The organism is Mesorhizobium sp. WSM4806, assembly GCF_055811635.1.
Map to the genome: position 1 here is coordinate 397,241 of NZ_JBVVQZ010000003.1, position 14,985 is coordinate 412,225.

A 14,985-nucleotide genomic window follows, 5' to 3' on the forward strand; every position below is an offset into this window, starting at 1 on the left:
CGTTCGGCCGGCGCCCGCACTGGTTGGCGCCGGTCAAGCGGCGTCTTGCAGCCTGCGCATGGCGGAAGGCAGGTCGAGCAGGCCGTCGCAAACCAGGTCGGCGCCAAGCGCTTCAACGGCAATTTGGGTGTAGCCGCCACGCAGCAGGATAGCCGGCATGCCGGCGGCGCGGGCGGCGGCCACGTCGGCGCCGCTGTCTCCGACCATCAGTGCGTCACGAGGCTCGACCTGAAGCTGGTCGAGCGCCAGTAGCAGAGCGTCGGGCGCCGGTTTCAGGCAAGTTACCGCGTCTCCGCCGACGATCGCGCCGAGATGCTCCGTCAGCCCGAAATGCAGCAGGATTTCGCGAGCCGCCAGCTGCGGCTTGTTGGTCACCACGCCCATCGCTATTCCGCTCAAGTGGAAGTGGGTGAGAACCTCCCTGACACCAGGCATCAGTGTCGTCAGGCCGGTCAGATGCCTGCGGTAGATCGGCGCCATGGCACGGTTGGCTTCATCGAGCGCGCAGCCGAGGAGCGGCGCGCCGGATGCCGCGAAGGCTCGCTCGATCAGTTTCCTGACGCCGCCGCCGATCATCGCCCTGACCTGTTCCAGGCGCAGCGGCGACAGATCGCGGCCGGCCAGCAGCTCGTTGACGGCGGCGGTTATATCGGGCGCCGAATCGACCAGCGTGCCGTCGAGATCGAACAGGATCGCTTTTGGCGATCGAAACCGCCTGCCTGCGCCGACGTTCATGCAGCATCCTTCCACTTGATCGAGCAGCCGATCGAAGCGATCTGGTCCAGCGGTCCGTCGCCGGTTCGGGCAATCTGCCTCATCGCCTCGAAAAGGTCGCGTCTCAGTCCGGGCGGCCCGGCGTCGCGCCGCGCCGCGTCCAGCCGGCCGCGATATTGCAGCGTCAATTCGCTGTTGAACCCGAAGAAATCCGGAGTGCAAACGGCTCCATAGGCACGCGCCACCGTCTGGCGCTCGTCGTGGAGGTAGGGGAAAGTGAAGCCGTTCGCCCTGGCGAAGAGCTTCATGTTGTCGAAGGAATCATCGGGATAGGCGTCGGCATCGTTGGAGCTGATCGCGACAAAGCCGATGCCTTCGGGCTTGAGGTCGCTGGCATCGCGGACGATGCGTGAAATCACCGCCTTCACATAAGGGCAGTGGTTGCAGATGAAGGCCACCACCAGCCCGTTCGGGCCGGCATGGCTGAAGATCGAATGCGATTTGCCGTCGACACCGGGCAAGACGGCATCGATGGCTTGCCAGCCGAAATCGCAGACAGGTGGGATTGCCCCCATGTCGTCCTCCGATGAAATGGTTTACGCGGCTTTCCGGATCGCGCCGTCGGCTGCCTGCCTGATGGCGCCGATATTGGCGCGATAGGCCGCCTCGCTGCCGCCCTTGAAGATGGCCGAGCCGGCGACCAGCACATTGGCGCCGGCCGCGGTGACCAGCGGGGCGGTCTCGGGGGTGATGCCGCCGTCGATCTCGATGTCGATCGGGCGATTGCCGATCAGCGCCTTGACCCGCCTGACCTTTTCGACGACCGCCGGAATGAAAGCCTGGCCGCCGAAACCCGGATTGACCGTCATCAGAAGCACCAGATCGAGCCGGTCGAGCACATATTCGATGACGCTTTCCGGCGTCGACGGGTTCAGCGACACGCCGGCCTTCTTGCCGAGATTCCTGATCGCCTGCAGCGAACGGTCGAGATGCGGCCCGGCCTCGGCGTGCACGGTGATGATGTCGCAGCCGGCATCGGCGAAGGCGGCGAGATAGGCGTCGGCCGGCGCGATCATCAGGTGACAGTCGAAGACCTTGTCGGTTCGGTCACGGATCGCCTTGATCACCGGCGGACCGAAGGTGATGTTGGGCACGAAATGACCGTCCATCACGTCGAGATGGATCCAGTCGGCGCCCGCCCGGACGACTGCTTCGACCTCGTCGCCGAGCCGCGAGAAATCCGCAGAAAGCACCGAGGGGGCGATGATTGTCTTGGTACCCATGGTCGGCTCCCATTCTGTCTTGCGTTCGATCGCTGCACGCCAACCGGCGTCTTGTCAGCGCGGCTTCGTCTCCGGTTCGCCTTCGAGCTTGCCTTCCGCGAACACGCGGCTGCCGCGAATATCGGATTCTTCAATGGTGATAAGGTCGGTCTTCGTCAATGCCCGGTCGCGCGACGTGAAAAGCCGGTTGGCCTGGCGAAGCCGCGCCCGGTCGAGCCCATTGCGGACCGAGCGAGCGTTGGAGAAATGCGGCAGCCGCATGCGGATCGGCAGATACTCTTCGAGCGCCTTGGCCGCCGCCTCGCTGAGACGGTAATTCTGTTCCGCCAGCATGATCTCGGCGATCGATTTGAGCTCGCCGACGCCGTAGTCGGGAAAATCGAGGTGGTGGGCGATGCGCGAGCGCATACCGGGATTGCTGTTGAAGAAGCGGTCCATCTTGTCCTTGTAACCGGCAAGAATCACAACCAGATCGTCACGGTTGTTTTCCATGCATTGCAGCAGGATCTCGATCGATTCCTGGCCGTAGTCACGTTCGTTCTCGGGCTTGTAGAGATAGTAGGCCTCGTCGATGAAAAGCACCCCGCCCATGGCGCGCTTGATCACTTCGCGGGTTTTGGGCGCGGTGTGGCCGACATACTGGCCGACGAGATCGTCTCGCGTCACTGCGACCATGTGGCCTTCGCGGACATAGCCGAGACGATGCAGGATTTCGGCCATCCTGAGCGCCACGGTGGTCTTTCCGGTGCCGGGGTTTCCGGTGAAGTTCATGTGCAGGGTCGGCGCGCCCGAGGTCAGGCCGAACTTGCGGCGAAGCCGGTCGACCAGGAGCAGCGCCGCGATCTCGCGGATGCGGGTCTTGATGGGCTTCAGGCCAACGAGTTCGCGGTCGAGCTTGCCCAGCACCTCATCGATGTTGGACGCCTCGAACTCGGCCTGCAGATCGACCGGCGCGTCCGGCGCGGCAGTGCCCTTTGCTATCGCGTCCAGCATGGTTTCGGCTAGCTCCGCTCGCCTTCGGGCCTGTCGGTCGCATAAGGCACGATCGAATAGCCCTGGCTGCGGCCGTCGCGCTCCTGGCGCAGCAGCCGGAACCCGGGTTCGTTGGGCGGCCGGTTGACGATGAACGACATGCGCGGCGCTTCCCAGCCCTTGCTCGAATCGAAGGCGGTGACCCGGACATACATGTTGGGCATGGCTTTCCGGCAATTGTTGACTTCAAGCAGGATGCCCGCCGGGTCCTTCAGGTCGAACATCGGGTTGCCGTACATTTCCCAATAGGTGTTTCGCGGATGCGGATCGTCCGTGTACTCGACGCTGACCGCCCAGTGGTTTTTCAGCGCGTATTTGATCTGCGCCGAAATCTGCTCATCGGTCAGGTCGGGCAGGAACGAAAACTGTCCCTGCGTGACCTTGTTTCCCGGATTGGTCATCATGGCGACGGTTCCTTTCGTCTAGAAGCTGGGCGTTGCGGTTGGCACGAAGTCGGCCGTGTCGGTTGATTCGTAGTTGAAGGTGACGTCCTTCCATGTCTCCAGGGCAGCTTTCAGCGGCGTGCACCATCTGGCCGCCTGTTCGAGGATTTTGGTGCCCTCGCGCAGATAGTCGCGGCCCTCGTTGCGGGCGAGGATCATCGCCTCCAACGCGACGCGATTGGCCGTCGCGCCGGCCTGGATGCCGTCCGGATGGCCGATCGTGCCGCCGCCGAACTGCAGGACGACGTCCTCGCCGAGATAATGGATCAGCTGGTGCATCTGGCCGGCATGGATGCCACCCGAGGCGACGGGCATCACCTTGTTGAGCGAGGCCCAGTCCTGGTCGAAGAACAGCCCGGTTTCGAGGTTCTGCGGCGTGCGCTCCTCGCGCAGCGTGTCATAGAAACCCTTGATCATCAGCGGGTCGCCTTCCAGCTTGCCGACAACGGTACCGGCATGGATGTGGTCGACGCCGGCCATCCGCATCCATTTGCAGATGACGCGAAAATTCATGCCGTGGTTCTTCTGGCGCGAATAGGTCGAGTTGCCGGCGCGGTGCAGGTGCAGGATCATGTCGTTGCGGCGTGCCCATTTGGCCATCGACTGGATCGCCGTGTAGCCGATGACCAGGTCGATCATGACGATGCAGGAGCCAAGCTGTTTTGCGAATTCGGCGCGCTCGTACATCTCCTCCATCGTGCCGGCGGTGACGTTGAGATAATGGCCCTTGACCTCGCCGGTGGCGGCCGACGCCTTGTTCACGGCCTCCATGCAGTAGAGGAAGCGGTCGCGCCAGTGCATGAACGGCTGTGAGTTGATGTTCTCGTCGTCCTTGACGAAGTCGAGGCCACCCTTCAGCGCCTCGTAGACGACGCGGCCATAGTTGCGGCCTGACAGGCCAAGCTTCGGCTTCGTCGTCGCGCCGAGCAGCGGCCGGCCGAACTTGTCGAGCCGCTCGCGTTCCACCACGATGCCGGTCGCCGGGCCCTGGAAGGTCTTCAGGTAAGCCACCGGGATGCGCATGTCCTCGAGCCGCAAGGCCTTGACTGCCTTGAAGCCGAACACGTTGCCGATGATCGATGCGGTCAGGTTGGCGATTGAGCCCGGCTCGAACAGGTCGAGGTCGTAGGCGATGTAGGCGAAGTACTGCTGCTCGGTCTTGGTGCCGGGACCGGTGTTCGGCACCGGCTCGGATCTGAACGCCTTGGCGCGGTAGAGCTCGCAGGCGGTCAGCCTGTCGGTCCACACCACGGTCCATGTCGCGGTGGAGGATTCACCGGCGATGGCGGCCGCCGCCTCCTCGTGGTCGACGCCTGGCTGCGGCGTGATCCGAAACATGGCGATCAGGTCGGTCTCCTTGGGCCGGTAGTCCGGCTCCCAGTAGCCCATCTTCTTGTAGGGGATGACGCCCGACTTGTAGCGTTCCTTGCCTTCCTTGAGCGTGCCAGCTGACGGCATGTCGATCTTGTTCATGACAGGTCTCCTGTTTGCCGCTCAGGCGGCTTTCGCGGTTGCGATTTGCGGGTCGAGTTTTCCCGCGGCATAACGTTTGGCCATCTCGTCCATGGCGATGACCCTGATCTTCGAGGCGTTGCCCGCGGTGCCGAAGCGCTCGAAACGATCGCGGCAAAGGTCGCGCAGGGCATCCATGGCGGGTTTCAGGAATTTGCGCGGATCGAATTCGCGCGGGTCCTCCGTCGCGACTCGGCGGAACTGCCCGGCCATGGCCATGCGGCAATCGGTGTCGATGTTGACCTTGCGCACGCCGTACCGGATGCCGCGCTCGATCTCCTCGACCGGAACGCCAAAGGTCTGGGGCATCTCGCCGCCATATCGGTTGATGACGTCCTGCAGTTCCTGCGGCACCGAGGAAGAGCCATGCATGACCAGATGCGTGTTGGGCAGCTTTTCGTGGATCGCCTCGATCACCTGCATGGCGAGGATGCCGCCGTCCGGCTTGCGGCTGAATTTGTAGGCGCCGTGCGAGGTGCCGCAGGCGATCGCCAGCGCGTCGACCTGGGTGGCGGTGACGAAGTCGACCGCCTGATCGGGATCGGTCAAAAGCTGGTCGTGCGAAAGCGCGCCTTCGGCGCCGTGGCCGTCCTCGGCCTCGCCCTGGCCGGTTTCCAGCGAGCCGAGCACGCCAAGCTCGCCTTCGACCGAAGCGCCGACCCAATGCGCCATGCGTGCGACACGTTCGGTGATGGCGACGTTGTAGTCGTAGCTCGCCGGCGTCTTGGCATCCGCCATCAACGAGCCGTCCATCATCACCGAGGTGAAGCCGTGGCGTATCGCCGAAAGGCAGGTGGCTTCGTTGTTGCCGTGGTCCTGATGGATGCAGAGCGGAATGGCCGGATGCATTTCGGTCAACGCCTCCATCATCTTGGCCAGCATGATGTCGTTGGCATAGGAGCGGGCGCCGCGCGAGGCCTGGATGATGACCGGCGCGTCGCAGGCCCTGGCCGCCTCCATGATGGCAAGGCCCTGTTCCATGTTGTTGATGTTGAATGCCGGAACGCCATAGCCGTGCTCGGCGGCATGGTCGAGAAGCTGGCGAAGGGTGATGCGGGCCATTTTGGGGTCCTTCCTAGATGAGCTTCAGCGCCGCTGCGGCGACGGCTTCGGGCGTGATGTCAAAATGCCGGTAGAGATCCGGGGCAGGGGCGCTGGCGCCGAAACCGGCCATGCCGACGAAAGCACCGGTGTCGCCGATCCAGCGGTCCCAGCCGAGCCGTGCTGCGGCTTCGACGGCGACGCGCGGCGCCGAGCCGAGGACCGCCTTGCGGGTGTCGGCATCCTGTTCCTCGAACAGCTCCCAGCACGGCATCGAGACGACGGCGGCGGCGATGCCGTGCTCGGTCTCCAGCCGTTCGGCGGCGGCAACGGCGATCTCGACCTCCGAGCCGGTGGCGATCAGCGTCACGGCGCGGTGCCCGGCCGGCTCGCGCAGGACATAGGCGCCCCGGCTGGACAGGTTCTCTTCGCTATCTGTGTGGCGCAGCATCGGCAGGTTCTGCCGCGAGAGCACCAGCACGCTCGGCCGGTTCTTGCTCTTCAGCGCCAACTCCCAGCACTCCGCCGTTTCGATGATGTCGGCCGGACGGAAGACGTTGAGGTTGGGCGTCGCCCGCAGCATCGCCAGGTGCTCGATCGGCTGATGGGTCGGGCCGTCCTCGCCGAGACCGATGGAATCATGGGTCATCACATAGATGACGCGCTGGCCCATCAGCGCCGACAGCCGCATCGCGCCGCGCGCATAGTCGGCGAAGCACAGGAAGGTGCCGCCATAAGGCACGAAGCCGCCATGCAGCGCGATGCCGTTCATGGCCGCAGCCATGCCGTGCTCGCGGATGCCGTAGTGGATGTAGCGGCCGGCATAGGCACCAGGCGCTATGCGATCCATGCCCTTGGTGATCGTCAGGTTCGAATGCGTCAGGTCTGCGGAGCCGCCGACGGTCAGCTCGGTTGCGGCGTTGATGGCGCCGAGCGCCATTTCGGAGGCTTTTCGCGTTGCGACCTTGGTCGCCTTTTCGACATGCTCCTTGCGGAAAGCGCCGAGCGCTTCGAAGACCGCGTCGGGCAGGGTGCCGGCGACCGCACTCTCGAAGGCCTGGCGCTGCGGCGAGGCGGCAAGCCGCTGCTCCCAGGCGTGCCGCGCCGCTTGCCCGCGCTCGGCAGTTTCGCGCCAGGCAAACAGGATGTCGTCCGGCACCTCGAACGGCACGCAGGCCCAGCCGATGTTCTCGCGCGTCGCGGCGATCTCGGCATCGCCCAGCGGCGCGCCATGCGTCTTTTCCGAGCCGCCCAGATTGGGCGCGCCCTTGCCGATCACCGTGCGACAGGCGATCAGCGACGGCCGATCCGACTGCTGCGCCGCTTCGATTGCCGCAGCGACGGCTTCCGTGTCGTGGCCGTCCACCGACTGCACATGCCATCCGGCGGCTTCGAACCGAGCCGGCTGGTCCATCGATGTCGACAGCGACGTCGGTCCGTCGATCGAGATCGCATTGTCGTCCCAGAAGACGATCAGCCGGGCGAGCTTCAGGTGACCGGCAAGGTCGATCGCCTCGTGGCTGATGCCTTCCTGCAGGCAGCCGTCGCCGGCGATCGCGTAGGTGAAATGATCGACGAGATCGGCGCCGTGGCGGGCAGCAAGCATGCGCTCGGCCAGCGCCATGCCGACCGCGGTCGAGATGCCTTGTCCAAGCGGACCGGTCGTCGTCTCGATGCCAAGCGCATGGCCATATTCGGGATGTCCGGCGGTGCGGCTGCCCAGCTGGCGAAACCGCTGCAATTGCTCGATCGGCATGTCTTCGTAGCCGAGCAGGTAGTGCAGCGCATATTGCAGCATCGAGCCGTGCCCGGCCGAAAGTACGAAGCGGTCGCGATCGGGCCAGTTGGGCGCCGACGGATCGATGTTGATGAAGCGGCCGAACAGCACCGTCGCAACGTCGGCCATGCCCATCGGCATGCCCGGATGACCGGAATTGGCCTTTTGGACGCTGTCCATCGCCAGTGCGCGAATGGCGTTCGCCATGTCGCGCTCCGAGACGGCGGCGACGGGCTTCAGGGCTGCTGCTTGGCTGTTCATGGCGTCCTCCTCACGACACACGGTTCTTGCGTTCGATCAATTGCAGGATGAGCGGCGTCAGGATCAGCTGCATGGCAAGATCGAGCTTGTTGCCTGGCACCACTATGGAATTCGGCCGCGACATGAACGAGTCGTGGATCATCGAAAGCAGGTAGGGGAAATCGATGCCGCGGGGATTGGCGAAGCGGATGACCAGCATCGATTCGTCGGGCGTCGGGATCCAGCGGGCGATGAACGGGTTGGACGTGTCGACGATCGGCACGCGCTGGAAGTTGATGGCGGTCTGCGAGAACTGCGGGACGATGTAGCGGACATAATCCGGCATGCGGCGCAGGATGACGTCCATCACCGCCTCGGTGGAATAGCCGCGGGTTGCCCGGTCGCGATGGATCTTCTGGATCCATTCGAGATTGATGACCGGCACCACGCCGATCCTGAGGTCGGCATGCCTGGCCAAGTCTATCTTGTCGGTGACGACGCAGCCATGCAGGCCCTCGTAGAACAGCAGGTCGCTCGGCGGGAATTCGCGCCATTCGGTGAATTGTCCCGGTGGCGTACCGTACTGCTTCTCCTCGTCCTCGTCGTGGATGTAGGTGCGGGTCTTTCCGGTTCCGCGGCGGCCGTATTCCTCAAACACCTCTTCGAGGATTGCGAGCTCGTTGGCCTCGGCATGGAAGTGGGTGAAGTTCGGATTGCCCGCCTTCTCCTCCTCGGCCACCTTGACCTTCATCGTGGCGCGGTCGTAGCGGTGAAAGGCATCGCCCTCGATGAAGGCGGCGTCGATGTTCTCGCGCCGGAAGATCAGCTCGAAGATGCGCTTGACCGAGGTGGTGCCGGCGCCCGACGACCCGGTGATGGTGATGATGGGGTGCTTTGCCGACATGATGCTCAGGCCCTGAACAGGCCGCGGCGGCTGAACAGCGGCGCACGCTCGCCGATCGCGCTGGGCTCGGTGTGGTAGCGGGTGATGCGCGCGACCTCGCGCGCCGATCCGAACACCACGGGCACGCGCTGGTGCAGGCCCTCGGGCTCGATTTCGAGGATGCGGGTGATGGTGTCGGTGGCGGCGCCGCCTGCCTGTTCGATGAGATAGGCGATCGGGTTGGCCTCATAGACGAGGCGCAGCCGTCCCTGGCGGTAACCCTTGCGCTTGTCGCCTGGATACAGGAACACGCCGCCGCGCATCAGTATGCGGTAGCAGTCGGCGACGAGGGATGCGATCCAGCGCATGTTGAAGTCCTTTCCGCGTGGGCCTTCAGTGCCTTCGAGGCAGTCGTCAATGTAGAGCCGTACCGCCTCGTCCCAATGCCGGTAGTTGGCGGCGTTGATGGCGAACTCCTGGGTACGCTGCGGGATGATCCGGCTCTCGTAAGCCTGGACGAAGGTGCCGAGCCTGGTCGAGAGAACGAAGACATGCGTGCCGCTGCCGAGCGACAGAACCAGCGCCAGCTGCGGCCCGTAGATGAAGAAACCGGCGCCCAGCTGGTTCACGCCTGGCTGCAAAAAAGAGGCGGCCGGATTTTCGTCCGGCGCGCCAGTTGCAGGGAGGAGCGAGAAGATCGTTCCGATCGACACGTTGGTGTCGATGTTGGAAGAGCCGTCGAGCGGGTCGATGGCGATGGCGAGAGGCGCCTGGCTGTCGAGCAGGACCGGCTGCTCCAGTTCCTCGGAGGCGTAGAGCGCGACCGGAGCGTGGCGCATGGCGTCGAGGAAGATGTCATCGGCGAAGATGTCGAGATCCTTCTGGATGTCGCCGTCGGCATTGGCGCTGCGGGTCCCGGCAAAGGCGGTGCCGAGCACCCCCTGATTGATGGTGTTGCGGACCTTGGTGGCGGCCTGCGTCAGCTGACGGACGGTCGCGACGACTGCCGAACGCAGTTCGTCGGGTGGGCCGAGATAGGAATTCAAAAATGCGTCGAGCGTTGCCGCTGGCATCGTAACCTCCCGATCCAGCCGCAAACTCCTCCGGCCGGATTGGGGAATGAGAACAAACTGCCATGGATAAGTAAAATTCAATAACTTTACTTTCGTGCTAAAAAAAATTTAGTATGGCGCATGAGAAACCTCACGCTCAAGCAATTCAAGACCGTCCAGGCCATCATCAGCCATGGAAAAATCGTTAGCGCGGCCAAGGTGTTAGGCTTGTCTCCTCCAGCGGTGACGATCCAGTTGCGGCAGGTCGAGGAGGAGTTCCAGCTGGCCTTGTTCGACCGGACGTCGGACGGCATGCGTCCGACTGCCGCAGGTCTGGCCTTCGTCGAGACGGCGCAGGCGATCGAGGAGCGGCTTCGCCTGCTCGAAGACAAGATGGATGCGATCAAGGGCGTGCGTATCGGCAGCTTGCGGCTCGGCGTCGTTTCCACCGCCAAATATTTCGCGCCGCGGCTGATGGCCGGCTTCATGAAGGAACATCCCGACATCGACATGCGGCTCGCCATCGGCAACCGCGCCGAAACCATCGGCAGTCTGAAGAACCACGACATCGACGTCGCGCTGATGGGACGCCCGGCGAGGGAAGTTCCGGTGCGTGCCTCGGTCTTCGGCGATCACCCGCTGGTCATCATCGCGCCGCCCGACCACCCGCTGGCGTCGGCGCGCGAGATATCCAAGGAGCGGATCGCCGAAGAGCATTTCCTGATCCGCGAGCCGGGCTCCGGCACGCGCATCTCGCTGGAAATATTCCTCAGCGACGTGCCCGGCCGCATCGACGATCTCGGCGTCGAGATGGGCTCGAACGAGACGATCAAGCAGGCGGTGATGGCCGGGCTCGGCATCGCCTTCATCTCTGCCCACACCATCGCCGCCGAAACCGAAGCCGGCCGGCTGGTCATCCTCGACGTGGTCGGCATGCCGATCCGCCGGCAATGGTTTTCGGTGATGCGCAGCGATCACGCGATCTCGCCGGCGATGGCGACGTTCCACGATTTCCTGATGCGCAAGGGCGCGATGTACCTGCCGCTGTTCGGCAAGCTCTATCCGCACGAACGACCGAACATTGGAGGTCGCGCCTGAATTGAGGGCGGAATGCGTCTCTGGCAGCCACCTGCCAGGGCGGCTAGTTCGATTTGCCGAGGGCTTTCAGGACAAAGCGAATCTGCGTGCGTAGGCCCGCTTCGGTGTCTTCGCCGTGTTGAACGCAGTGCTCGATCAGAATCGGGTGGAAGAACGGCGTGAACGCGGCGTTGACCGCACGCGCCGCTTCTGCCGGGTCCTCGACCTTGAGTTCGCCCGCCTCGGTCCCCTCGCGAATGATCGCCTCAAGGATTTCCAACATTCGCCCGACATGCGCCTTGATGACCGCCCGATTCTCGCGCAGGGCGGCGACGATCAAGTAGTGCATGCTTCTTTCCTTGATCAATTTCGTCTTGTTGTGCTGGTGAACGGCGGTCAGGAGCCGGTCGAGTTTCTCCAAGGCCGGCGCGTTGGTGCGTGCGATCGCAACGGCGATGTCCGCGACCTCGTTCACGACCTGCCTGCAGATGGATTCGTTGATTGCATCCCTGGAGGAAAAGAAACGGTAGACGTTCGCCCGGCTCATGCCGAGTTCGGAGGCGATGTCGGCTACCGACGTCTTATGGTAGCCGATGCGGCGAAAATGCGCCTCCGCCACCTCCAGGATGCGAGCGCGCCTCGTCGGGATCCGTTCGCGTTCCGACCGGATGATTCATGGATGTCTCCAGAACTGATGATGGATCTGCCGGGCTCGCCCTGGACGATCATTTTGCAAGCGGTAAGGTCGTGCGACTGGCCCTGCGTATGTTCAGGCAAAGCCAGCGGCGAAATCTTGATCCGCCTGCTCGACAACACGGCCCTATTCAGCAGCAATTGCCGTGTGCATTTCCAGTTCCTCCGCCGCGCCCTCACGGACCTCGTCAGCAGTCGGCTTGATGCCGAACCACGCGGCGTAGAGCGCGGGAAGGAAGAGCAGGATCAGCACCGTGCCAACCGCCGTGCCGCCGATCAGCGTATAGGCCATCGATCCCCAGAAGACGGAGTGCGTGAGCGGGATGAAGGCCAGCACAGCGGCGAGTGCCGTCAGGATCACGGGCCTCGTGCGTTGCACCGTCGCCTCGATCACGGCGTGGTAGTCGTCAAGGCCGGCAGCACGGTTCTCCTTGATCTGTTCGGTCAGGATCAGCGTGTTGCGCATCAGGATGCCGGCCAAGCCTATCATGCCCAGAATGGCGTTGAATCCGAAGGGCTGGTTGAAGGTGAGCAGCATCGGCACCACGCCGACAAGACCAAGCGGCGCCGTCAGCATCACCATGGACATCGTTGAGAAGGATCGTACCTGCAGCATGATAACAATCAGCATGGCGGCTATCATTGCCGGAAAGACTTTAGCCAGCGCGGTGTTGGCCTTTTCAGCCTCCTCGATCGATCCGCCCAGTTCGATGCGATAGCCGGCCGGAAGGGATGCAATCAGCGGCTGAAGGGCCTTCACGATCTCCTTGGAAACCTCTGGAGGCTGAGTCGCTTCGTTGATATCCGAGCGGATCGTGATGACAGGCGTGCGATCACGGCGCTTCATGATCGGCTCTTCCAGACGGATTTCCGAATGGCCGATCTGGTCGAGCGGAATCGGGCGACCGTCCCGGCTCATCAGTGAGAAATCCGCCAAACGTGTCGGATCCAGCCGCTCGCCGCCGGCGCTGCGTGCGACGATGGGGACGTTGCGGATGTCCTCGCGAACCTGCGTAACGGGGATGCCGGTGAGCAAGAACTGGAGTTGCTGGCCCACCTCTGCCGGCGACAGGCCGATGAGGTTCAGTCGATCCTGATCCGGGACGAAGCGGAGCACGGGTGTGCGATTGCCCCAATCGCGGTTGGCCTGACGCACGTCCGGGACGCCCCGCATGATGTCGAGGGCCTTCTCGGATATGCTGTAGAGTTGCGCGGGCTCAGGTCCGATAATCCGGAACTCGACCGGGAATGGCGTGTAGGGGCCGAACACGACTTGCGTGACGCGGACATTGGCCTCGGGTGCAAGCCCCTCTGCCACCGCCTCGCGGAGGCGGTGCTTCAACACCTCACGCGCCTCGGCGTCCTGGGTCAGCACGACGATCTTGGCGAAGGCAGGATCAGGCAGTTCCGGCGCCATTGCGAAAAAGAAGCGGGGTGCGCCCTGACCGACATAGCTCGTGACGATCTTGGCCTCGGCTTGGTCGTCCAGCCAGCCTTCGAGCTTCTCGACCGTAGCGGTCGTCGTCTCGATGCTGGTGCCTTCAGGCAGGCGAACCTCCACCAGCACTTCGGGGCGGTCGGATGTCGGGAAGAACTGCTGTTTGAGAGAGCCCATGCCGACAACGGAAAGCACGAAGGCGATGCCAACGATACCGCTGATCATGAACTTGTGGCGCACGGCGAAGGTGATGAGCCGCCGCAAGCGCCGATAATTGGGTGTGTCATAGATCGCGTGGTGACCGCCTTCGACCGGTTTGATCGCGGGCAGCATCTTGACGCCGAGGTAAGGTGTGAAGACCACCGCGACGATCCAGGAGACGATGAGGGCGAACCCTACGACCCAAAAGATGTTGCCGGCGTATTCGCCGGCCGTCGAGCGCGCGAAGCCCACCGGCAGGAAGCCGGCGATCGTCACGAGCGTTCCGGACAGCATCGGCGCCGCAGTGTGGCTCCACGCATAGGCCGCCGCCTTGATGCGGTCCATGCCTTCTTCCATTTTCACCACCATCACCTCGATGGCAATGATGGCGTCGTCCACGAGAAGACCGAGCGCCAGGATGAGGGCGCCGAGCGTGATGCGGTCGAAGAACCGGCCGGTCTCCAGCATGATGAGGAACACGACGGCAAGCGTCAGAGGGACGGCAGCCGCCACCACGATGCCGACGCGCCAGCCGAGGCTCAACAGGCTCACCAAGAGCACCACACCGAGCGCCATCGCAAACTTCATCATGAATTCGTCGACCGCAGAGGTGATGTTGACGGCCTGGTCGGTCACCTTGTCGAGCGTCATCCCGAGTGGCAGTGTCTGTGCGATGGCTGCTGTCCTGTCCTCCAGCGCCTTGCCGAGCGCGAGACCATCCCAGCCCTCCTGCATGACAGCCGCGAGCATGATGGTGGGCTCACCCTGACGTCGAATGAGGTAGGTGGGGGGATCTTCATAGCCGCGCCGGACTTCGGCGATATCTGAGAGCTTCAGCGTCCGCCCCGCAGCGGCAATCGGCGTGTCGGCGATCGCCTGAACGCTGTCATAAGCGCCGTCCACCCGGATGAAGACCCGCGGCCCCTGGGTGTCGATCGAGCCTGCCGGCGTGAGGGTGTTCTGCCGCTGCAAGGCGGCGACGATGTCCTGTGCCGACACGCCGAGGGTGGCCAGCTTGGCGTAGGAAAACTCGACGAATATCTGTTCGGGACGTTCACCAAGGATGTTGATCTTCTTGACGCCGGGCACGTGCAGGAGGTCTTGGCGGATCGCCTCGGCCTGTCTCGCCAACTCACGCATCGGCATGCCCTTGGCCTTCAGCGCGTAAAGGGCGAAGCTTACATCCGAATATTCGTCGTTGACGAAGGGCCCGAAGACGCCGGACGGCAGGTTGCGGGCTTCATCCCCGAGCTTCTTGCGAGCCTGGTAGAACTCCTCCTGCACGACAGATGGCGGTGTGCTGTCCTTCAGCGTGACCGTCATATACGCGTAACCCGGCCGTGTGGTCGTCTCGACCCGGTCGTACCAGGTCATCTCCTGAAGCCGCTTCTCCAACGGTTCGGCGACGAGGTCCTGCATCTCGCGCGCCGTTGCGCCCGGCCATACCGTCGTGACCGTCAGGGTCTTGATGGTGAAGTTGGGGTCCTCCGCCCGCCCGAGCATGACGAAAGCGTAGGCGCCGGCGGCCACCAGCAGGAGGATGAAGAACAGTGTAACGGCGCGTTCGCGAACGGCGATCGCGGAGAGATTTAGGTTCAT

The 14,985-nt window shown here is 63.6% G+C and carries 13 protein-coding genes; 1 reads left to right on the top strand and 12 read right to left on the bottom strand.

Going from position 1 to position 14,985, the window contains the following annotated elements; all coding sequences use genetic code 11:
* Window positions 1–33: 33 nt before the first annotated feature.
* From gph to AC0L2M_RS07395, 10 genes are read right to left on the bottom strand one after another with little or no spacing between them, the layout of a single operon-like run.
* Window positions 34–735, bottom strand: coding sequence for a phosphoglycolate phosphatase (gph, locus tag AC0L2M_RS07350; RefSeq protein ID WP_473534466.1), 702 nt, complete (start codon window positions 733–735; stop codon window positions 34–36).
* Window positions 732–1,289 (bottom strand): thioredoxin family protein, encoded by a 558-nt coding sequence (locus tag AC0L2M_RS07355; protein ID WP_473534467.1) that lies wholly within the window; start codon window positions 1,287–1,289, stop codon window positions 732–734. The genes gph and AC0L2M_RS07355 overlap by 4 nt, the downstream gene beginning before the upstream one ends.
* 21 nt (window positions 1,290–1,310) lie before the next feature.
* Window positions 1,311–1,997, bottom strand: coding sequence for a ribulose-phosphate 3-epimerase (gene rpe, locus AC0L2M_RS07360; RefSeq protein WP_023797688.1), 687 nt, complete (start codon window positions 1,995–1,997; stop codon window positions 1,311–1,313).
* Window positions 1,998–2,051: 54 nt separating this feature from the next.
* Window positions 2,052–2,990, bottom strand: a complete 939-nt coding sequence (cbbX, locus tag AC0L2M_RS07365) for a CbbX protein (RefSeq protein WP_023797689.1) — start codon at window positions 2,988–2,990, stop codon at window positions 2,052–2,054.
* An 8-nt stretch (window positions 2,991–2,998) separates the two neighbouring features.
* A complete protein-coding gene (locus tag AC0L2M_RS07370) occupies window positions 2,999–3,433 on the bottom strand; it encodes a ribulose bisphosphate carboxylase small subunit (RefSeq protein ID WP_023797690.1) in 435 nt (144 codons plus the stop codon).
* An 18-nt stretch (window positions 3,434–3,451) separates the two neighbouring features.
* Window positions 3,452–4,945, bottom strand: coding sequence for a ribulose-bisphosphate carboxylase large subunit (locus AC0L2M_RS07375; RefSeq protein WP_023797691.1), 1,494 nt, complete (start codon window positions 4,943–4,945; stop codon window positions 3,452–3,454).
* Window positions 4,946–4,966: 21 nt separating this feature from the next.
* The gene (gene fba, locus AC0L2M_RS07380; protein WP_287076246.1) at window positions 4,967–6,046 is read right to left on the bottom strand and encodes a class II fructose-bisphosphate aldolase; all 1,080 of its coding nucleotides are present in this window, start codon (window positions 6,044–6,046) and stop codon (window positions 4,967–4,969) included.
* A gap of 13 nt (window positions 6,047–6,059) precedes the next feature.
* Window positions 6,060–8,063 (bottom strand): transketolase, encoded by a 2,004-nt coding sequence (gene tkt, locus AC0L2M_RS07385; RefSeq protein WP_473534468.1) that lies wholly within the window; start codon window positions 8,061–8,063, stop codon window positions 6,060–6,062.
* A gap of 10 nt (window positions 8,064–8,073) precedes the next feature.
* Window positions 8,074–8,946 carry a phosphoribulokinase gene (locus tag AC0L2M_RS07390; RefSeq protein WP_023797694.1) on the bottom strand — a complete coding sequence of 291 codons (873 nt, stop codon included), beginning with the start codon at window positions 8,944–8,946 and terminating at the stop codon, window positions 8,074–8,076.
* Between the two features lie 5 nt (window positions 8,947–8,951).
* On the bottom strand, window positions 8,952–9,998 hold the full coding sequence (locus AC0L2M_RS07395) for a class 1 fructose-bisphosphatase (RefSeq protein ID WP_287375813.1): 1,047 nt from the start codon (window positions 9,996–9,998) through the stop codon (window positions 8,952–8,954).
* 120 nt (window positions 9,999–10,118) lie between these two features.
* On the opposite strand from AC0L2M_RS07395, the gene AC0L2M_RS07400 reads away from it, so the two are divergent.
* Complete coding sequence (locus tag AC0L2M_RS07400) at window positions 10,119–11,075, top strand: LysR family transcriptional regulator (RefSeq protein ID WP_473534469.1); 957 nt, start codon at window positions 10,119–10,121, stop codon at window positions 11,073–11,075.
* Between the two features lie 43 nt (window positions 11,076–11,118).
* On the opposite strand, the gene AC0L2M_RS07405 is transcribed toward AC0L2M_RS07400, so the two are convergent.
* Together AC0L2M_RS07405 and AC0L2M_RS07410 are read right to left on the bottom strand one after the other, a co-directional pair.
* Entirely contained in the window at window positions 11,119–11,673 is a 555-nt protein-coding gene (locus AC0L2M_RS07405; protein WP_473534470.1) for a TetR/AcrR family transcriptional regulator, read from the bottom strand.
* Window positions 11,674–11,874: 201 nt separating this feature from the next.
* A complete protein-coding gene (locus tag AC0L2M_RS07410; RefSeq protein ID WP_473534500.1) occupies window positions 11,875–14,985 on the bottom strand; it encodes an efflux RND transporter permease subunit in 3,111 nt (1,036 codons plus the stop codon).